The organism is Sphingomonas sp. Sphisp66, from assembly GCF_047324325.1.
Taxonomy (GTDB): Bacteria; Pseudomonadota; Alphaproteobacteria; order Sphingomonadales; family Sphingomonadaceae; genus Sphingomonas.
Genome location: NZ_CP168508.1, coordinates 4,074,308 through 4,092,440, shown reverse-complemented (window position 1 = coordinate 4,092,440; position 18,133 = coordinate 4,074,308). Strand labels below are relative to the sequence as shown.

Sequence of the window (18,133 nt, the reverse complement as noted above, 5' to 3'; positions counted from 1 at the left end):
CCCCGGCACAAGGCCGGGGTAACGCAGTGCGCACGAAGCCGTGGCCAAAAAATATTAAACCAATCGGTTGACTATCTCGCCCGTCGCGCAGATATTAAACCACATGGTTGAATATCGACTCGACGCCACCTTCCACGCCCTTTCCGACCCGACCCGGCGCGGAATGCTTGCGCATCTCTCGCTCGGGGAGAAATCGATCGGCGAGCTGGCCGAGCCGTTCGCGATGACCTTCGCCGGGGCGGCCAAGCATGTGAAGGTGCTCGAGGGTGCGGGCCTCGTCGCCCGCCGCAAGGTGGGACGCAGCTATATGTGCGCGCTCAAGCCCGATCCGCTCGCCGAGGCCGAACGCTGGCTGAAGCAGTGGGAGAAGTTCTGGACCGTCCGCCTCGACGCGCTCGAAGCGCTGATCGCCGCGGACCAGAAGGAGACCCGCTCGTGACCCAGGCCACCCCCTTCCTGATGTTCCAGGGCGGCAAGGCCCAGGCCGCGCTCGATTTCTGGATCGGGACCGTGCCCGGCAGCCGCATCGACTCGGTCGAGCGCTTCGGCCCCGACGGCCCGGGTCCCGAGGGGACGATCATCCGCGCCCATGCGGTGATCGCCGGCCAGAAGGTGATGGTGCATGACAGCTTCCTCACCCATGGTTTCGACTTCACGCCGAGTTGGTCCTTCTTCCTCGACGTCGCCGACCGGGCCGAGTTCGACCGGCTGTTCGGCGCGCTGTCCGAGGATGGCGGCGTGCTGATGCCGCCCGACAATTATGGCTGGAGCAGCCGCTTCGGTTGGGCGAGCGACCGGTTCGGAATCTCCTGGCAGGTCAACCTGGCATGAGCACGCCGGTGATCCTCACCGTGACGCGCGAATTCGCCGCGAGCCCGGAGCGGGTGTTCGACGCCTGGCTCGATCCCGCACAGGCCGCGCGCTTCCTCTTCGCCACGCCGGACGGCGAGATGCTCCGCTGCGAGATCGATCCCAGGGTCGGCGGGCGCGGGCTGATCGTCGAGCGGCGTGCCTCGGGCGAGGCGCATCACCGCCTGAAGTTCGAAGTGATCGAGCGCCCGCACCGGCTCGTCTTCCTGTTCTCGGCCGATCCGGCGGAGGATGGCGAATGGACCCGCGTGGCGATCGACATCGCCCCTACGCACTCGGGCTGCACTCTAACCCTCACCCATGAAATGGACCCCGCCTGGGCCGCCTACGAGGACCAGACCCGCAAGGGCTGGACGATGATCCTCGAAAGCCTGGGCCGCATCACGGAGAAGCAAGATGGCTGATACGCTCGTTGCCGATACGATCACCCCGCAGATGCTCCGCTTCGAGCGTGACCTGGCCGCGCCGATCGAGACGGTGTGGCAATATCTGGTCGATCCGGAGCTGCGCGCGCGCTGGTTCATGGGCGGTCCGACCGAGGCGCGCGAAGGCGGCAAGCTCGGCCTGACCTTCAACCACCAGGACCTGTCCGACGGCGACGTGCCCAATCCCGAGCGCTATGCCAAGCACCAGGGCAAGGCCTGGTCGGAGACGATCCTCAGGATCGAGCCGCCGCACTTCCTGTCCTTCACCTGGGACGATGGCGAGGCCGGCGAAGTGAAGATCGAGCTGTTCGCCTTCTCGCCGGACCGCACCCGCCTCGTCCTCACCCATAGCCGCCTGCGCGGCGCCGAGGACGCCCGCAATTTCGGCGGCGGCTGGGGCGCGCATCTCGCGGTGCTCCAGAAGCGCCTGGCCGGCGAGCCCGTCGCAAATTTCTGGGACCTGCATGCGGAAGCCGAGAAGCGCGCGGCACAGGCGGTGGGGCTCTGACCTTCCGTTACCCCCGCTCCATAATCGTCACACTGGGGTTGGCGCCCGGCCCATAACGGTCGCCCTAGCCCATAACCGTCATCCCGGCGAAAGCCGGGATCTCGTGCGGCTCCTTCCCCGCGCCTCCGCCTGAGATCCCGGCTTCCGCCGGGATGACGGCTCGGAGCATGCTGGAGGGCGTCCCAAGCTCTCCGCCAACCACGGTTGCAATGTAGGATTCCGCCTGCTTGCCTGTCCAGGCTGGGTCCCGGGCCCGGCCGCTCTTTGCCCTGTAGGAACAATAGGATCGGTCGCGCGCAAGGATGTTACGAGATGCGCGGCGTTCGCGGGAAGTGTGTCAACCTAAGCGCCGCGAAAACCCGCTTTGGGCGTGTACTTCGTGTTCTTTGGCGAGTCGGTGCGGCGTGCGGCGTAGGCAATCAGGGAATCTCGAACAGCCCCGCCGCACCCATCCCGCCCGCGGTGCACATCGACACCACGACATAGCGCACCCCGCGCTTGCGCCCCTCGATCAGCGCATGGCCCACCAGCCGCGATCCGCTCATCCCGAACGGATGGCCGATCGCGATGGCGCCGCCATTGACGTTGAACCGGTCGGGATCGATCCCCAGCGTGTCGCGGCAATAGAGGCACTGGCTGGCGAACGCCTCGTTGATCTCCCAAAGGCCGATATCCTCGACCGTGAGGCCAGCGCGCTTGAGCAGCTTGGGCACCGCGAAGACCGGGCCGATGCCCATCTCGTCGGGCTCGCAGCCGGCGACCTGGAAGCCGCGATAGATGCCCAGAATCTCCTTGCCCTCGGCCTCGGCGGTCGCGCGGTCCATCAGGATCTGGGCGGCGGCGCCGTCGGAGAGCTGGCTGGCATTGCCGGCGGTGACGTGATGGCCTTGCTTTACGAACTGGCCATCCTTCCACACCGGCTTCAGTCCGGCGAGCACTTCGGCGGTGGTGCCGGCGCGGATGCCCTCGTCTTGGGTGACGGTCACCGTCTCGCTGCCGGTGCGACTGCCTTCCTTGTCGAACAGCGCTTTGGTCACGGTGATCGGCGCGATCTCTTCGGCAAAGGCGCCGTTCGCCAGCCCTGCGGCGGCGCGCTGCTGGCTCGCCGCGGCGAAGGCGTCCTGCGCCGCGCGGCTGATGCCATAGCGCTCGGCGACGATCTCGGCGGTCTCGATCATCGGGATATAGGCCGCCGGCACCTTCTCGGTCACCGACTGGTTCACGTAGCGCGGGGCGTTCTTCATCGTCAGGCTGATCGATTCCATGCCTCCGGCCAAGGCGATGTCGATCTCGTCGGTCATGATCGATCGGGCGGCGAGGGCGATCGCGGTCAGGCCCGATCCGCATTTCCGGTCGAGGCTGAAGGCGGGAACGCTATGTGGCAGCCCGGCGGCGAACAGCGCCATCCGTGCCATGTTGGCGCCTTGCGTGCCCCATTGGTTGCCCATGCCGTAGAACACGTCATCGATCCGCGCCGGATCGATGCCGGCGCGCTCGACCGCCGCATTCATCACATGCGCGGCGAGCACCGGCGCCTCGGTGTCGTTGAAATAGCCGCGGCCGGCCTTGCCGATGCCGGTACGCGCGGTCGAGACGATAACAGCTTCACGCATTCCGGCAGTCCTCTCCATTTTTCGAGGATGCGGTATGGCGCTGCGGGGCGGCGATTGCAACGCTCCTTCGCCACCCCATATCCGCGTTCGGAGGTAGCGCATGGCGAGCAGGCAGAAACTGGTTCCGGGGCCCGATCATCCGATCACGGTCACGCCCTCGGACGCGCACGTTGTGGTCCGCGCAGGCGGCAGGGTGATCGCCGAGACAAAGCGGGCGCTGGAGCTGCGCGAGGCAAGCTATCCGCCGGTCTTCTACATCCCGCGCGAGGATGCCGACATGGCGCTGCTCCAGCGGACCGACCATGCCAGCTATTGCCCCTACAAGGGCGAAGCGTCCTATTTCTCGGTCGCCGATGACGCCGCGAACGCGGTGTGGAGCTACGAGACGCCCTATGACGCGGTCGCGCCGATCCGCGACCATCTCGCCTTCTATCCCGATCGGGTGGAGATCGAGGTCAGTCGTTGAACACCGGCGGCCGCTTCTGCATGTTGGCCATCACCGCCTCGATCTGGTTGGGCGTGCGCAGCAAGGCGGCCTGCTCGCGGCTCTCGGCAAGCAGGGTCTCCGCCGCGTCCGCCTCGAGGTTGGCGAGCCGCTTGGCGGCGCGGATCGCCTGGGGGTTTCGGCCGGCGATCGCCCGCGCCAGCGCCAGTGCCTCGGCATGCGGATCGTGTGCGATGTTCGTCACGAATCCCAGCCTTTGCCCTTCCTCGGCATCGAACTCCCGCGCCGTATAGGCCAGCTCGCGCAGCGCATCGTCCCGGACATTGCCGCGCCACAGCGCATAGCCGGCCATGTCGGGCACGATGCCCCATTTCATCTCCATCACCGACAGCCGCGTGCCCGGCGCGGCGATGCGGATGTCCGCGCCGCTGGCGATCTGCAGCCCGCCGCCGAACGCGACACCGTGCACCGCCGCGATCACTGGCACCGCCAGCGTCCGCCAGCCCCAGGCGACTGCCTGGAAGTCGTTGGCGAGCCCGCGGGTGCGCGCCATCAGGTCAGTGCCCGATCCGGCCGATGCCATGCTCGCCATGTCGAGCCCGGCGCAGAAGCCGCGGCCTTCGCCGGACAGCACCACGGCGCGCAGCCCCGCCTCCGTCTCCAGCCGCGCGATCGCGGCGATGATCCCGGCGAACATCGCCGGGTCGAGTGCGTTCAGCTTGTCCGGCCGTGCCAGCCGCACATCGGCCACGCCTTCGCTGATCTGAACCGTGACGCGCTCTTCCATGCCTGCTCTCCCAATTTCGTCCAGAATAGCGTGCAATCACGCCGCGCAAAGCCGGTAGCCGCGCCCCTTGTCGGTCAGCAGCATCGGCACCGCGAAACCGCGGTCGAGCTTGGCGCGCAGCCGCGAGACATGGACCTCGACGACATTGGTGCCCGGGTCATAGCCGAGCCCCCAGACGGCGGCGAGCAGTTCCGAGCGCCCCGCCGGCCGCTCGCCCTGGCGGATCAGGTGGAGCAGCAGGGCATATTCGCGCGGCAGCAGCGGCAGGATGCGCCCGGCGCGCGTCACCCGCCGCTCGACCGGATCGATATGCAGCTCGCCCAGCACGATCTCGGGGCGCCGGCGGACCCGCGCGGCTAGCCGGGCGGCGACTTCTTCGGGCGTTGCGGACGAGAGAACAGCGTCATCGGCCCCCGCATCAAGCGCACGCGCCACGCCGTCCTCGGTGTTGGTGAGGAGGAGCAGCAGCGGCCCGTGCCATCCCCGCGCCCGGATCGCCGCGACCTGCTCCGCCCGGCCGGCGAGCAGCGCCGCCTCCGCTTCCACGCCGGGCGCGAAGGGCACCAGCGCCAGCCCGCGCGCTGCGGCGGCCTCTGCCAGGCCGGGCAGATCGACGGCACAGGCGACGGGAACGGTCACGACATCGAGGCTAGCGGCGATATCCCCGTATTGGTTGCAACCATGTCCGTTATGGAGTCAGTCGCGCCCGGGCATGTCCGGCGACGAAGCGGTCGGGATCGTCGGCCGCCCGGGCGAAGCGCGCCGCGGCCAGGTCGGGCTGGGCGGAGGCGAGCGCATCGAGCGCAGTCACCCGCATCCGCGGGCAGGGATGCTGCCGGGCGAAGCACTCGGCCAGGTCGAGGCCGTTGCCGGTGTGCACGGCGATCGCGACCAGCGCCTCGGCGGCGGTCACCGTCAGGCCCTCGGCGATCGTGCCGCGGCCGATGTCGAAGCGATACTGGTCGAGCCAGGGCTGGGCGGGATCGGCGCCGAGGATGTTGAGCGAGACCGACATGCTGTCGGGCGGCAGCTGGACATGGATGTCGCGCCGCATCCGGTAGAGCATCAGCTTGCCCGGATCGAGCCGGGCGCGCTCGACGAAACGCAGGCCCGCATCCTCGCCGGGCAGTCCGGCCAGCCGGGCGACGTCATATTCGTAATAGTCGCTCCAATAGCCCGGGCCGAAATAGCCATAGGTGAGGAACGGGAAATTATGGTCGTGCGGCAGGTCGTAGAGGAAGGCTGCGGGTCCGCTGGCGCGCGTGACCGGATCCGCGCGGGCCGGCCAGAAATTGGCGCGCAGCACATAGCGGCCGTTGGGCGGGCGGAGCAGGAAGACCTGGGCACCATAGCCATTGCCTGCATGCTGCGCGGCGCAGCGGGCCTTGAGCTCCTCGATCGCCAGCTCGACGAGGAAGTCCGGATTGCGGCCCAGCCGGGCGAGCAACGGACCCCAGCTGGCGAAGGCGTCCTCGTCGCGCGCATCGACGGGATAGGCGTCTAGCGTCTCGACCAGCTCGTCGAGCCCGATCGCGCCGCCGGTGCCAGGATCGATCAGGCGGGGCATGCCGGCTCCAGTCGCGATTGCACCACGGACAGCGTCCGCGCAGCGGCCTCTCGTACCTCGGCATGCGGATCGGTTGCCGCCATTGCCTCGAGCCGGGGCAGGGCGGCGCGCGCATCGAGCGCCAGCCATTCGCGCATCGCCGCCCAGCGCAGGTGAAAGGCGGAGTCGCGCGTCGCTTCGTCGAAGCACGGTCCGGCATCGGCGCGCCCGGCGAGGCGGAGGAAGGCGAGCAGCATCTCGGTGCGCGAGGCCCGGTCGTCGCCGCTCGCTATGCGGAGCAACCGGCCATCGGCGACCGCATGCTCGCGCATCAGCGGTGCGGCGCCAGCGCGGATCGTCGCCACCAGGGTGACCACGTCGCTCTGCGCATCGGCGAGCAACTGCGCCTCGGTGCGCCCGTCGATCGCATGGACCTGGCCATCGGCGAGCGGCAGCGACGCCAACTCGGTGCAGGGCGGTGCATCTGCTGCCCGGAAACCGGGTCCCGCAGGCGCCACGAGCCAGCGCCGCAGCCGCGCCCCGCCCCCGCGGACATAGCGGGTCACCACCCGCCGGCCCGAGAAGGTCAGTAGGCGGGGTTCCGGCATCCGCCGCATCGCCGCGGCGCTGGTCACGCAGGCGGAGAGGACGACCGCCGGGCATTCGAACAGCACCGCGCCGATGCGCAGGCCGTCGCGGCTGGTCCGGAAGGGCGGCTCGAACAGCGGGTCCGCGGCGAGCGCCTCGACCAGCGGCTGGAGCAGCGCCGTTGCCCAGCCCGGATCGCCGAGCAGCCGCGTCGCGCGGGCCATGGCCTCGGCTGCATCGTCCGCCGGGCAATCGGAGAAGACGGTATCGACCGCTCGATATGCCTCTCCCGCTCGCCACCCCAGGATCGTGCCGCGTGCCGCCGCCCGCGCCGTGACGATTGCGGCGCGCGTCTCCGCATCGATCCCGCTCATGCGAAGTCGGGCGCGATCTCGTAGATCAGGATGGCGATCCCGACGATCAGCTCGAACAGATCGTCGACATCGCCGATCGCCGCGCGCAGCGTGCCGTGCATCGCCACATTGGTGCCGAGCTCGGCAATCTCGCCCATGTCGATCCGTACCAGTCCCATTGCTTCCCCCTTTTCGAAAGGCCCCGAGGGGGAAGGCTAGGGTGGGCGGCGGAAGTGGTGCATCTTACAACGATGTAATTGCCCCCATTTGCGTGCTTTCCGCCGCCGCGCTAGGGCCGGACCATGAGCCAGCCGGCCCCTTCCAGCTTCGACCCGCGGCTTTTCTTCGGCCTGCGCTATGCCAGCCATGGCACGCGGCTGGGCGTCGGCTATCGCACGCACGGGCCCGACTGGGCCGAGCTCGAGCTGCCGTACCGCGAGGACCTGATCGGCGATCCGGCCTCCGGCGTGCTCGCCTCCGGGCCGATCCTCGCGCTGATGGACATGGCCACCGCGGTCTCGGTCTGGCTGCGCGCCGGCGCCTTCGTGCCCCAGGCGACGCTCGACCTGCGCATCGACTATCTGCGCCCCGCCACCCCGGGCCGCACGGTGATCGGCCGGGGCGAATGCTACCGGCTGACCCGATCGATCGCGTTCGTGCGCGGCCAGGCGCATGACGGCGATCCCGACGACCCGATCGCCCATGTCGCCGGCACCTTCATGGCGACGGAGGGCTATCGATGATCCTCCCGCCCTATGCCACGCTGCTCGGCCTCACCGTCGAGCCGGGCGAGGACGCGCCGGTGCTGGTGATGCCCTTCGGCCCCGACGTGCTCGGCCGGCCCGGCTTCCTGCACGGCGGCGCGATCGGCGGGCTGCTCGAAATGGCGGCGGTCGGCGCGCTGTGGCAGGCGCTCGGCACTGACGAGACCCAGGTCAAGCCGATCAACCTGACCGTCGACTATATGCGCGGCGGCCGCGACAAGCCGACCCGCGCCCGGGGTATCGTCACCCGGCTCGGCACCCGCGTCGCCAATGTCGAGGCGGTGGCCTGGCAGGACGAGCCCGACCGGCCGATCGCCGCGGCGCGAATGAACTATCTGATCCTGCGCTAGGACTGTCCTACATCGGCAGTAGCTGCGATGCGTCAAAGTACACGAAGTCCACGCTCGAAGCGGTTTTCGCGGCGCTTGCGTTGGCCCGCTTCGTGGGAGCGCCGCGCATCGCGCAACTTCCTTGCGCGTTACTGATCCTATTGTTCCTACAGGGCAAAGAGCGCTTGCCACGTTTGCAGTTCCCCGGCGAAAGCCGGAGCCCAGGATCACAAGCGAGTCGGCAGAGAAACCCTGGGCTCCGGCTTTCGCCGGGGAACCGTGGAACTCACTGTTTCGGCGTGAGCCTGAACAGCCGGCCGTTGGTCTTGCCCGCATCCTCGAGCAGCCACACTGCGCCGTCCGGGCCCTGGACGACGTCGCGGATGCGCATGTCGAGGTCCCATTGCTCGGCCTTGCTCGCCTTGTCGCCATTGAGCGCGACGCGGATCAGCCCGCGGCCCGACAGCGCGCCGATCAGCAGCGAGCCCTTCCATTTCGGGAACAGGCTGCCCGAATAATAGGCCATGCCGCCCGGCGAGATCGACGGGTTCCAGAAGACCTTGGGCGCCTCATAGCCGTCGCCCGGAGCGTGATCGGGGATCGGCGTGTCGTCGTAATTGTCGCCGTTCGAGACATTGGGCCAGCCATAGTTGCGGCCCTTGACGATCAGATTGACCTCGTCGCCGCCCTTGGGGCCCATCTCATTCTCCCAGAGCCGGCCGCCGGCGTCGAACACCAGGCCATAGGGATTGCGATGGCCGAGGCTCCAGGTCTCGGCGGGCACGAGGTTGGTGCCCTCGACCGTCTCGGTGCGTCCGGGCGCGGTCTTGGCGATCTCGGTGTTCCTGGGCGGATCGGTGACGGTGACGGTCGGCGTGCCGGTCTTGCCCGCCCAGGGATTGCCCGGCGCCGGCTTGCCGTCGAGCGTCAGGTGCAGGATCTTGCCGAGCGCCTGGTTGGGGTCCTGCGCCGGGGTGAAGCGCTGGCGCTCGCCCGAGGTGAGGAACAGCGACTTGCCGTCGGGCGCGAAGGCGATGATCGCGCCGAACTGGCCGCCCTTGCCGTCCGATCCGGCGCGCCACAGCACTTGCGGGTTGGCCAGCGCGGGCGTGGCGCCATCGACGAAGGTGGCGCGGGCCATCGCCAGGCTCGATCCGTTCCGGCGCGGCTCGGCATAGGTGTAATAGACCAGCTTGCTCTTCGCGAAGTCCGGCGCGGGAATCACGTCGAGCAGGCCGCCCTGGCCCTGGAACGCGACATCGATGGTCGCGATCGTCTGCTGCTGCTTGCCGTCCGCCGAGACGAGCAGGATCTTGCCCGCCTTCTCGGTCACCAGCATGCGGCCATCGGGCAGGAAGGCCATCGCCCAGGGCGTGTCGAAATCGGCGACCTGGGTGAGGGTGAAGGGCGGCGTGCCGTCCGCCGACGTGGCCGGCTGTTGCTGGGCCGAGGCGCCGGAACCGGCATTGCAGGCGGCGAGCAGTGCGAGCGCGGGCAGCGCCAGGCGGATATGCGAGTGCATCGGCAAGGACCCTCTTGGTTTCGCGGGTGCCAACGCGCAGCCCCTACACTGGCTCCATGGCACCCTGAGCGCATTACTGCGGGTGAAACGACCGCTTGCCAAGCGGGACCGGAACGCAGCTGTTTCGATACGTCGCCGGTTCATAACGCTGCCGTTTCAATAAGTTGCGCAAATCTACGGTATTGCGCAACTTTCGTTCTTTCCCCATCCTTGTCGGCGGAATCGGGTGGGGGTTTTGTTGGCTTATCTTCCCTGGGCAGGCGCCGCCGCATTGGCGGGCATCCTCGTATTTTCTTCACCGGTTCGGGCCGATCCCGAGCCGCGCGCACCGACCGCCGCCGAGCTGCTCGCGCCGCCGGCGATCGAGGAGCCCCAGCTCTCGCCCGACGGCACCGGCATCGCGGCGCGGATCGCGCCGCGCGGCCAGCTTGCGTTGTTCGATCTCAGCCGTCCCGAAGCCGCGCCGCATCCGCTTGCCCTGCCGCGGGGCGAGCGGCTCGAATGGTATGTCTGGCGCGGCCCGGGCCGGCTGCTTGCCAGCCTCCACCGCGACGAGGGCGCGCCGACGACCCGGCTGGTCGAGATCGAAGCCGGCAACGGCCAGGTCGTCCAGCTCGGCCAGGCCCGCCCGGCGGAGATCGGCGAGGAGCTGCTCCATATCGACCGCAAGGCCGGCTTCCTGCTGCTCAAGGCGCAGGACCGCCGGCACGACACGCCCGCGGTGTGGCGTGTCGATCTCGCCACCGGCCTGCGCACGCTTGCCGTCGCCGCGCAGCCGCATGTCCGCGACTGGGTAGTCGACGGCGCCGGGGTGGTCCGTGCCGGCATGGGCGAGAAGGGCGACCGGTCCTTCCTGGTCTATCGCCGCGGCGAGGGCGACCGGTTCAGCCGGGGCGAGGGCGCTGCCGATCCCGACATCGCCCAGTTCGCGCCGGTGCAGGGCAGCGACCAGGGCTATGCGCTGGCCGAGGCGCCGTCGGGCCGCATCGCGCTCTATGGCTATGACTTCCGCCGCAGCCGGCTCGGCGCTTTGGTCTATGAGAATGACAAGGCCGATCTCGACGGGTTCGAGTTGGGGCCGGACGGCAAGCCCGCCGGCGTCGCCTACACCGACGACCGCGACCGGATGCTGTGGTTCGACGGCACCGCGCGCAGCCGCCAGGCGGCGATCGACGCGGCGCTGCCCGGGCGCACCAACCGCATCGTCTCGGCGAGCGACGACCGTGCGCGGCTGCTGGTCTACAGCGCCACGGCGAGCGATCCCGGCACCTATTATCTGTTCGAGCATGGCCAGGCCCGGCGCATCGCGGCGATCAACCCGGCGCTGGACGGCAAGCCGCTCGCGGCGGTGACCAGCATCGCCTATGCCGCGCGCGACGGGCTGACCATCCAGGGCTATCTGACCCTGCCGGCCGGCCGCGACGCGCGCGACCTGCCGCTGATCGTCATGCCGCATGGCGGGCCCTTCGCGCGGGACGGCTGGGACTATGATCCCTGGGTCCAGTATCTCGCCGGCAAGGGCTATGCGGTGCTCCAGCCCAATTATCGCGGCTCGACCGGCTTCGGCCGGGCGATGACCGCGCGCGGGGACGGCGAATGGGGCCGAGGCATGCAGGACGATGCCGATGACGGGGTGGCCTGGCTGGCCAATCGCGGCACGATCGATCCGAAGCGGGTGTGCATCATGGGCGCCTCGTACGGCGGCTATGCGGCGATGTGGGCGGCGGCGCGCGACAAGGGCATTTATCGCTGCGCGATCAGCTATGCCGGTATCTCCGATGTCCGCGCGCAGCTCGACTATGACCACAAGACCTTCGAGGAGCGCGCCTTCCGTGCCTGGCGGAACCGTATCCAGGGCCGCGCCCCCTCGCTCGAATCGCTGTCGCCGGTGACCTATGCCGCCGGGCTGACCATACCGATCCTGATCGCGCACGGCACCGCCGACCAGACCGTGCCGGTGGACCAGTCGGAGCGGATGCACGACGCGCTGACCCGGCTGGGCAAGGCGCACGAGTTCGTCGAATATGCCGGCGAGGACCACACGATGCGCGATCCGGCGAACGAGGCGGATTTCCTGGCGCGGGTGGGGACGTTCCTCGACGCGCATAATCCGGGATAGACGGGCGTAGATTCTATATCCCGTCACCCCGGCCTTGTGCCGGGGTCCACTATGCCTCACGCAATGCGGCAGGAGCCTCTTGTCTGGTGCGCGCCTCCCGGTGGACCCCGGCACAAGGCCGGGGTGACGAGGGGAGCGGGGTGGGTTGCGTCCCTCGAATCCGATTGCTCTTGCCGCAGCGCAGCCAAGTGCGTATATCGCACGTGCTTTCTCGACATCGTCAAACATGCCGAGGTCGGGGCCCGCAGGGCTCCGGCGCTGAAGCTGCTTGACCATATCCGGAGTCCCGCGTGGCGAATATTGCCGACCTCACCAAGCTGATCGAACCCGAAGCCGCCGCGCTCGGGCTCGCGCTGGTGCGCGTGAAGATGTTCGGCGGCACGTCGGACCCGACGCTGCAGGTGATGGCCGAGCGCCCCGACACCCGGCAGCTCACCATCGACGATTGCGCCGACCTGTCGCGCCGCATCTCGGACGTGTTCGATGCGCTGGAAGAAGCGGGCAAGGACCCGTTCGACCATGCCTATCGCCTCGAAGTCAGCTCGCCCGGCATCGATCGCCCGCTGACCCGCGCGCAGGATTTCGAGGACTGGAAGGGCCATGAGGCGCGCCTCAACCTGGTCGAGCCGCTCGAGGACGGGCGCAAGCAGCTCACCGGCGACCTGATCGGCGCCGAGGGCGACACGATCTCGATCGACGTCCGCAAGTACAAGGTCGTCAGCGTACCGTTCGGCGCCATCGCCGACGCCAAGCTGCTGATGACCGACAAGCTCATTGCCGCAACCGTGCCGCTCTCCGCAGAGGGCGCCGAAGAATACGAAGCAGAGGAAGACAACTGATGGCCACCGCCATTTCCGCCAACAAGGCCGAGCTGCTTGCCATCGCCGATTCGGTCGCGAAGGAAAAGCTGATCGACAAGGCCATCGTCATCGAGGCGATGGAAGACGCGATCCAGCGTGCCGCGAAGAATCGCTACGGCGTCGAGAACGACATCCGCGCCAAACTCGACCCGAACACCGGCGACCTGCGCCTGTGGCGCGTCGTCGAGGTGGTCGAGGCGGTCGACGACTATTTCAAGCAGGTCGATGTCGCCCAGGCGCAGAAGCTGCAGAAGGGCGCCGTGATCGGCGACTATATCGTCGATCCGCTGCCCCCGATCGAGTTCGGCCGCATCCAGGCCCAGGCCTCGAAGCAGATCATCTTCCAGAAGGTCCGCGACGCCGAGCGCGAGCGCCAGCATGAAGAGTTCAAGGACCGGGTGAACGAGATCATCACCGGTGTGGTGAAGCGCGTCGAGTTCGGTCACGTCGTGGTCGATCTGGGCCGCGCCGAGGGCGTGATCCGTCGCGACCAGCAGATCCCGCGCGAAGTGGTTCGCGTCGGCGACCGTGTCCGCTCGATCATCCTTAACGTCCGCCGCGAGAACCGGGGTCCGCAGATCTTCCTGAGCCGCGCGCACCCCGAGTTCATGAAGAAGCTGTTCGCGCAGGAAGTGCCCGAGATCTACGACGGCATCATCGAGATCAAGGCGGCTGCCCGCGACCCCGGTTCGCGCGCCAAGATCGGCGTGATCAGCCATGACAGCTCGATCGATCCGGTCGGCGCCTGCGTCGGCATGAAGGGCTCGCGCGTCCAGGCCGTCGTGCAGGAGATGCAGGGCGAGAAGATCGACATCATCCCCTGGTCGCCCGACACCGCGACCTTCGTCGTCAACGCGCTGCAGCCGGCGAACGTCAGCCGCGTCGTGATCGACGAGGAAGAGGATCGTATCGAAGTCGTCGTTCCCGACGACCAGCTCAGCCTCGCCATCGGCCGCCGCGGCCAGAATGTGCGCCTCGCCTCGCAGCTGACCGCCAAGGCGATCGACATCCTCACCGAGACCGACGCCAGCGAAAAGCGCCAGCAGGAATTCGTCGCGAACAGCGAGATGTTCCAGAACGAGCTCGACGTCGACGAGACGCTGGCCCAGCTGCTGGTCGCCGAAGGCTTCAGCAGCCTCGAGGAAGTCGCCTATGTCGAGCTCGACGAGATCGCCGGGATCGAAGGCTTTGACGAGGAGCTCGGCCAGGAGCTGCAGAGCCGCGCGCAGGAAGCGCTGGAGCGCCGCGAGGAAGCCAACCGCACCGCCCGCCGCGAGCTGGGCGTCGAGGACGACCTCGCCACCATGCCGTATCTGACCGAGGCGATGCTGGTCACCCTCGGCAAGGCGGGCATCCGGACGCTCGACGACCTCGCCGACCTGGCGACCGACGAGCTGGTCCAGAAGAAGCGCGCCGAGCCGCGCCGCCGCAACGAGGACGCGCCGAAGCGCGAGCAGGACAAGGGCGGGATCCTCGCCGAGTACGGCCTCAGCGACGAGCAGGGCAACGAGATCATCATGGCTGCCCGCGCACACTGGTTCGCGGACGAAGAGCCCGCCGCCGAGGCCGTCACGGCCGGGGAGGACGAAGCCTGATGCCATTCATCGACATCCGCCTGGCCGGCCCGGCCACCCGCGCGCAAAAGGCTGGCATCGTCGCCGATGTCACGGCCTCGATGGTCGCGCACCTGGGCAAGCCGGCGGCTGCGGTTCAGGTCAACATCACCGAGCTTTCCCTCGAGAATTACGGTGCGGGCGGGCAGCTGATCGCTGACCGCAATGCTGCGCCGGTGCAGGGAGACGCGCATGCGGAACCCTCGCAATGATACCGCTTCGGTAAAGGCGAAGAAGCAAGCGGTGGACGGTCCCGTCCGCCGCTGCATCCTCTCGGGCGACCGCGAGGCGCGCGACGGGCTGATCCGTCTCGCGCTTTCGCCGGATGGCGAGGTGCTGCCCGATGTCCGTGCCAAGGCCCCGGGCCGCGGCGCCTGGATCGGCGTGACCCGCGCCGAGCTGGAGGCGAGCGGCGGCAAGCTCAAGGGTGCGCTCAGCCGCGCCTTCAAGACCGGCGACATCCGCATTCCCGAGGATCTGGGCGCCCGCATCGCCGAGCAGCTGCAGCGCGCGACGCTCGACCGGCTGGGCCTGGAATTCAAGGCGGGCAATGTCGCGATCGGCGGCGACCGCATCCAGGAAGCCGGGCGCAGCGGCCGACTCCACCTGCTGCTCCACGCTAGCGACGCGGGCGAGGACGGTGCGCGCAAGCTGGCCCAGGCATGGCGTGTCGGCCTCGATGAAGAGGGAAGCGGGCGCAAGGGCTTAACATTGCCGATCCCGCGCACCATATTGTCCTTGGCGCTAGGCCGCGAAAATGTGGTACATGCCGGCCTGACCGACGCCAAAGCAGCCGCCCGAACGCGCGAAGCGCTCGATCGGTGGCTGCACTTTATCGGACCCGATTCCAATCCACGCCCTTGCGAAACCCTTTCGCAAGGCGCATCGGCGCTTCCGTCGGAAGCGTCTGACGACGAACGACAGACTGAAGGACTTTAGGCAGCGCATGAGCGACACCGACAACGAAAAGCCGAAACTGGGCATGCGCGCGCCGCTGGGGATCAAGCGCACGGTCGAGACGGGCAAGGTGAAGCAGAGCTTCAGCCATGGCCGCTCGAACACGGTCATCGTCGAGACCAAGAAGGCGCGCGTCTTCCGCAAGCCGGGTGAAGGTCCGGCGGATGCGCCCGCGCCCGAGCCCCAGGTCTCCGCACCTGCACCCGTCGCGGCTCCCGCGCCGACGCCGGCCCCCGCCCCGCGCCCGCCCGTCTCGAACGAGTCGGCGCAGGAGCGCCAGGCGCGCCTGCTGCGCGAGGCCGACGAGCAGCGCATGAACGCGCTCGAGGAAGCGCGCCGCCGCGAGGAGCGCGAGCGTGCCGAGGCCGCCGAGGCCGAAGCGCGCCGCGTCGAGGAGAAGGCCCGTGCCGAGGCAGAGGCCGCCAAGGCTCCGCCGGCCCCCGAGCCGACCCCTGCGCCGGCACCGGCTCCCGAAGCGCCCAAGGTCGAGGCTGCCACTCCGGCGCCTGCGCCCAAGCCTGCACCGGCTCCGGCCCCCGCGCCGACGCCGGCTCCGCCGCCGGCGCCGATTGCGCTTGGGCTCGATCCGAACCGTCCTGCGCCGCGCCTGTTCACCCCGGTGCAGCGCCCCGAGATCCCCAAGCCGCAGCCCAAGCCCGAGCCGAAGCCGGAGGCCGCCGCTGCCCCCGCGCCGACCCAGGCCGCCGCGCCGCGTCCGGCCGGTGCCGGTGCGCCCGCATCGCGTCACGCCCCGAAGGGCGGAGCGCCGGTGCGCCGTGGCCCCGAGCCCGCGCGTCCGCAACAGCGTGACCGCAAGGGCGACGATCGCCGCCAGTCGGGCAAGCTCACCGTCAACCGCGCCCTGGGTGGCGAGGATGGCGCGCGTGCCCGCTCGCTCGCCGCGCTGAAGCGTGCCCGCGAGAAGGAGCATCGTCGTTCGTACGGTGGCTCGTCGGCGCCGCGCGAGAAGCAGGTCCGCGACGTGGTCGTCCCCGAGGCGATCACCGTCCAGGAGCTCGCCAACCGCATGGCCGAGAAGGGCGCCGACCTGGTGAAGGCCCTCTTCAAGATGGGCATGCCGGTCACCGTCAACCAGACGATCGACCAGGACACCGCCGAGCTGCTCGTGACCGAGTTCGGCCACAACCTGCAGCGCGTCAGCGAGAGCGACGTCGATCTGGACGTGGCCGAGGCCGATGCCGAGGACACGCTGCAGCCGCGCGCGCCGGTGGTGACCATCATGGGTCACGTCGATCACGGCAAGACCTCGCTGCTCGATGCCCTGCGCGGCACCGACGTGGTGAAGGGCGAAGCCGGCGGCATCACCCAGCATATCGGCGCCTATCAGGTCACGCTGAAGGACAAGTCGAAGGTCACCTTCCTCGACACGCCGGGCCACGAGGCGTTCACCCAGATGCGTGCTCGCGGTGCCGACATCACCGACATCGTCGTGCTGGTGGTCGCCGCGAATGACGGCCTGATGCCGCAGACGATCGAGGCGATCAATCACACCAAGGCGGCCGGCGTGCCGATGATCGTGGCGATCAACAAGGTCGACCTCGACAGCGCCAATCCGCAGCGCGTGCGCGAGCGTCTGCTCGAGCATGAAGTGATCGTCGAAGAGATGGGCGGCGAGACCCAGGACGTCGAAGTATCGGCGCTCAAGAAGATCGGTCTCGACACGCTGATCGAGAAGATCCAGCTCCAGGCCGAACTGCTCGAGCTCAAGGCCAATCCGGACCGCGAGGCCGAGGGCACGGTGATCGAGGCGAAGCTCGACAAGGGCCGTGGCCCGGTCGCGACGATCCTCGTCAACCGCGGCACCCTCAAGGTCGGCGACGTGTTCGTCGTCGGCGCCGAGAGCGGCAAGGTCCGCGCGCTGGTCAACGACAAGGGCCAGCAGGTCAAGGAAGCCGGCCCCTCGACTCCGGTCGAAGTGCTCGGCCTTTCGGGCGTGCCGATGGCGGGCGATCCGCTGCAGGTCGTCGAGAACGAGGCACGTGCCCGCGAAGTCGCCGAATATCGCTCGGGCGTCGCGCTGCAGAAGCGCACGACCAATGCACCGGCCAGCCTCGAGAGCATGTTCTCGGCGCTCAAGGAAAAGCAGGCGATGGAATATCCGCTGGTCGTCAAGGCGGATACCCAGGGCACGGTCGAGGCGATCGTCGCGGCGATCAACAAGATCAGCACCGACGACATCAAGGCGCGCGTGCTGCATTCGGGCGTGGGCGGCATCACCGAGAGCGACGTGTCGCTCGCCGGTGCCGCCGGTGCCCCGATCATCGGCTTCAACGTGCGTCCGAACGCCAAGGCGCGCGAGATCGCCGAGCGCAACAAGGTCGCGTTCAAATATTATGACGTGATCTACGACCTGACCGACGAGATCCGCGCGGGCATGGCCGGCCAGCTTGGTCCGGAAGCCTTCGAAACCGTCGTCGGCCGCGCCGAGATCAAGGAAGTCTTCTCGGCGGGCAAGCACGGCAAGGCTGCCGGTCTGCTCGTTACCGAGGGCGCGATCCGCAAGGCACTCAAGGCGCGCATCACCCGGGACGATGTCATCATCTACCAGGGCGAGATCGCTTCGCTGCGTCGCTTCAAGGACGATGTCGCCGAAGTGCGCGCCGGCCTGGAATGCGGTGTGACGTTCAGCCAGAACTTCACCGACATCAAGGCGGGCGACTATCTCGAAACCTTCGAAGTCGAGATGCGCGAGCGCACGCTGTAATGCCGGTAAGCCGGGGGAGAAGACGCAAGTCATCACCTCCGGCACCGCGCCGGCGAAGCTGGTGGCGGGATGCCCTGGCATGGGTGGCTGACGGCATCGGTCTCGTGCT

At 68.6% G+C, this 18,133-nt stretch carries 20 protein-coding genes; 13 read left to right on the top strand and 7 right to left on the bottom strand.

What is annotated here, in order from left to right; all coding sequences use genetic code 11:
* Nucleotides 1–103 precede the first annotated feature (103 nt).
* Genes ACEN8G_RS18670 through ACEN8G_RS18655 form a run of 4 tightly spaced genes read left to right on the top strand, consistent with a single transcriptional unit; the run spans nucleotide 104 to nucleotide 1,803 of the window.
* Entirely contained in the window at nucleotides 104–439 is a 336-nt protein-coding gene (locus ACEN8G_RS18670) for an ArsR/SmtB family transcription factor (protein ID WP_307117078.1), read from the top strand.
* Nucleotides 436–831: a VOC family protein gene (locus tag ACEN8G_RS18665; RefSeq protein ID WP_413417617.1), complete on the top strand. Its 396-nt coding sequence runs from the start codon at nucleotides 436–438 to the stop codon at nucleotides 829–831. Before ACEN8G_RS18670 ends, ACEN8G_RS18665 begins: the two co-directional genes overlap by 4 nt.
* Nucleotides 828–1,274, top strand: coding sequence for an SRPBCC family protein (locus ACEN8G_RS18660; protein ID WP_413417615.1), 447 nt, complete (start codon nucleotides 828–830; stop codon nucleotides 1,272–1,274). Before ACEN8G_RS18665 ends, ACEN8G_RS18660 begins: the two co-directional genes overlap by 4 nt.
* Nucleotides 1,267–1,803: an SRPBCC family protein gene (locus ACEN8G_RS18655; protein ID WP_413417613.1), complete on the top strand. Its 537-nt coding sequence runs from the start codon at nucleotides 1,267–1,269 to the stop codon at nucleotides 1,801–1,803. Before ACEN8G_RS18660 ends, ACEN8G_RS18655 begins: the two co-directional genes overlap by 8 nt.
* A gap of 419 nt (nucleotides 1,804–2,222) precedes the next feature.
* Here the strand turns inward: ACEN8G_RS18655 and ACEN8G_RS18650 are convergent, their stop codons facing one another.
* The gene (locus tag ACEN8G_RS18650; RefSeq protein WP_413417611.1) at nucleotides 2,223–3,416 is read right to left on the bottom strand and encodes an acetyl-CoA C-acyltransferase; all 1,194 of its coding nucleotides are present in this window, start codon (nucleotides 3,414–3,416) and stop codon (nucleotides 2,223–2,225) included.
* A gap of 100 nt (nucleotides 3,417–3,516) precedes the next feature.
* Here ACEN8G_RS18650 and ACEN8G_RS18645 point away from each other — a divergent pair, with 100 nt between their 5' ends.
* Nucleotides 3,517–3,882 carry a DUF427 domain-containing protein gene (locus ACEN8G_RS18645; RefSeq protein WP_413417609.1) on the top strand — a complete coding sequence of 122 codons (366 nt, stop codon included), beginning with the start codon at nucleotides 3,517–3,519 and terminating at the stop codon, nucleotides 3,880–3,882.
* On the opposite strand, the gene ACEN8G_RS18640 is transcribed toward ACEN8G_RS18645, so the two are convergent.
* The 5 genes from ACEN8G_RS18640 to ACEN8G_RS18620 are packed head-to-tail and all read right to left on the bottom strand — an operon-like array spanning nucleotide 3,872 to nucleotide 7,314.
* Nucleotides 3,872–4,648, bottom strand: a complete 777-nt coding sequence (locus ACEN8G_RS18640) for a crotonase/enoyl-CoA hydratase family protein (protein WP_413417607.1) — start codon at nucleotides 4,646–4,648, stop codon at nucleotides 3,872–3,874. The genes ACEN8G_RS18645 and ACEN8G_RS18640 overlap by 11 nt on opposite strands.
* Before the next feature lie 36 nt (nucleotides 4,649–4,684).
* The gene (locus ACEN8G_RS18635) at nucleotides 4,685–5,287 is read right to left on the bottom strand and encodes a winged helix-turn-helix domain-containing protein (protein WP_413417605.1); all 603 of its coding nucleotides are present in this window, start codon (nucleotides 5,285–5,287) and stop codon (nucleotides 4,685–4,687) included.
* A 49-nt stretch (nucleotides 5,288–5,336) separates the two neighbouring features.
* Entirely contained in the window at nucleotides 5,337–6,215 is an 879-nt protein-coding gene (locus tag ACEN8G_RS18630) for a transposase (protein WP_413417603.1), read from the bottom strand.
* On the bottom strand, nucleotides 6,203–7,156 hold the full coding sequence (locus ACEN8G_RS18625) for a hypothetical protein (RefSeq protein WP_413417601.1): 954 nt from the start codon (nucleotides 7,154–7,156) through the stop codon (nucleotides 6,203–6,205). The genes ACEN8G_RS18630 and ACEN8G_RS18625 overlap by 13 nt, the downstream gene beginning before the upstream one ends.
* Nucleotides 7,153–7,314: a hypothetical protein gene (locus tag ACEN8G_RS18620; RefSeq protein ID WP_307117088.1), complete on the bottom strand. Its 162-nt coding sequence runs from the start codon at nucleotides 7,312–7,314 to the stop codon at nucleotides 7,153–7,155. Before ACEN8G_RS18620 ends, ACEN8G_RS18625 begins: the two co-directional genes overlap by 4 nt.
* A gap of 123 nt (nucleotides 7,315–7,437) precedes the next feature.
* Here ACEN8G_RS18620 and ACEN8G_RS18615 point away from each other — a divergent pair, with 123 nt between their 5' ends.
* Together ACEN8G_RS18615 and ACEN8G_RS18610 are read left to right on the top strand one after the other, a co-directional pair.
* Nucleotides 7,438–7,878 carry a PaaI family thioesterase gene (locus ACEN8G_RS18615; protein ID WP_413417599.1) on the top strand — a complete coding sequence of 147 codons (441 nt, stop codon included), beginning with the start codon at nucleotides 7,438–7,440 and terminating at the stop codon, nucleotides 7,876–7,878.
* The gene (locus ACEN8G_RS18610; RefSeq protein ID WP_413417597.1) at nucleotides 7,875–8,249 is read left to right on the top strand and encodes a PaaI family thioesterase; all 375 of its coding nucleotides are present in this window, start codon (nucleotides 7,875–7,877) and stop codon (nucleotides 8,247–8,249) included. The genes ACEN8G_RS18615 and ACEN8G_RS18610 overlap by 4 nt, the downstream gene beginning before the upstream one ends.
* 265 nt (nucleotides 8,250–8,514) lie before the next feature.
* On the opposite strand, the gene ACEN8G_RS18605 is transcribed toward ACEN8G_RS18610, so the two are convergent.
* On the bottom strand, nucleotides 8,515–9,750 hold the full coding sequence (locus ACEN8G_RS18605; RefSeq protein WP_413419367.1) for a PQQ-dependent sugar dehydrogenase: 1,236 nt from the start codon (nucleotides 9,748–9,750) through the stop codon (nucleotides 8,515–8,517).
* A 238-nt stretch (nucleotides 9,751–9,988) separates the two neighbouring features.
* Between ACEN8G_RS18605 and ACEN8G_RS18600 the strand changes: the two genes are divergently transcribed.
* The 6 genes from ACEN8G_RS18600 to infB all read left to right on the top strand — a co-directional run bounded on the left by ACEN8G_RS18600 (nucleotide 9,989) and on the right by infB (nucleotide 18,024).
* Nucleotides 9,989–11,869, top strand: coding sequence for an alpha/beta hydrolase family protein (locus ACEN8G_RS18600; protein WP_413740663.1), 1,881 nt, complete (start codon nucleotides 9,989–9,991; stop codon nucleotides 11,867–11,869).
* 290 nt (nucleotides 11,870–12,159) lie between these two features.
* The gene (gene rimP / locus ACEN8G_RS18595; RefSeq protein WP_413416784.1) at nucleotides 12,160–12,708 is read left to right on the top strand and encodes a ribosome maturation protein RimP; all 549 of its coding nucleotides are present in this window, start codon (nucleotides 12,160–12,162) and stop codon (nucleotides 12,706–12,708) included.
* Nucleotides 12,708–14,324, top strand: a complete 1,617-nt coding sequence (nusA, locus tag ACEN8G_RS18590; protein ID WP_413416782.1) for a transcription termination factor NusA — start codon at nucleotides 12,708–12,710, stop codon at nucleotides 14,322–14,324. Before rimP ends, nusA begins: the two co-directional genes overlap by 1 nt.
* Entirely contained in the window at nucleotides 14,324–14,554 is a 231-nt protein-coding gene (locus ACEN8G_RS18585; RefSeq protein ID WP_413416780.1) for a tautomerase family protein, read from the top strand. Before nusA ends, ACEN8G_RS18585 begins: the two co-directional genes overlap by 1 nt.
* Nucleotides 14,535–15,281 (top strand): DUF448 domain-containing protein, encoded by a 747-nt coding sequence (locus tag ACEN8G_RS18580; RefSeq protein WP_413416778.1) that lies wholly within the window; start codon nucleotides 14,535–14,537, stop codon nucleotides 15,279–15,281. Before ACEN8G_RS18585 ends, ACEN8G_RS18580 begins: the two co-directional genes overlap by 20 nt.
* 7 nt (nucleotides 15,282–15,288) lie before the next feature.
* A complete protein-coding gene (gene infB / locus ACEN8G_RS18575; RefSeq protein ID WP_413740662.1) occupies nucleotides 15,289–18,024 on the top strand; it encodes a translation initiation factor IF-2 in 2,736 nt (911 codons plus the stop codon).
* Nucleotides 18,025–18,133 lie beyond the last annotated feature (109 nt).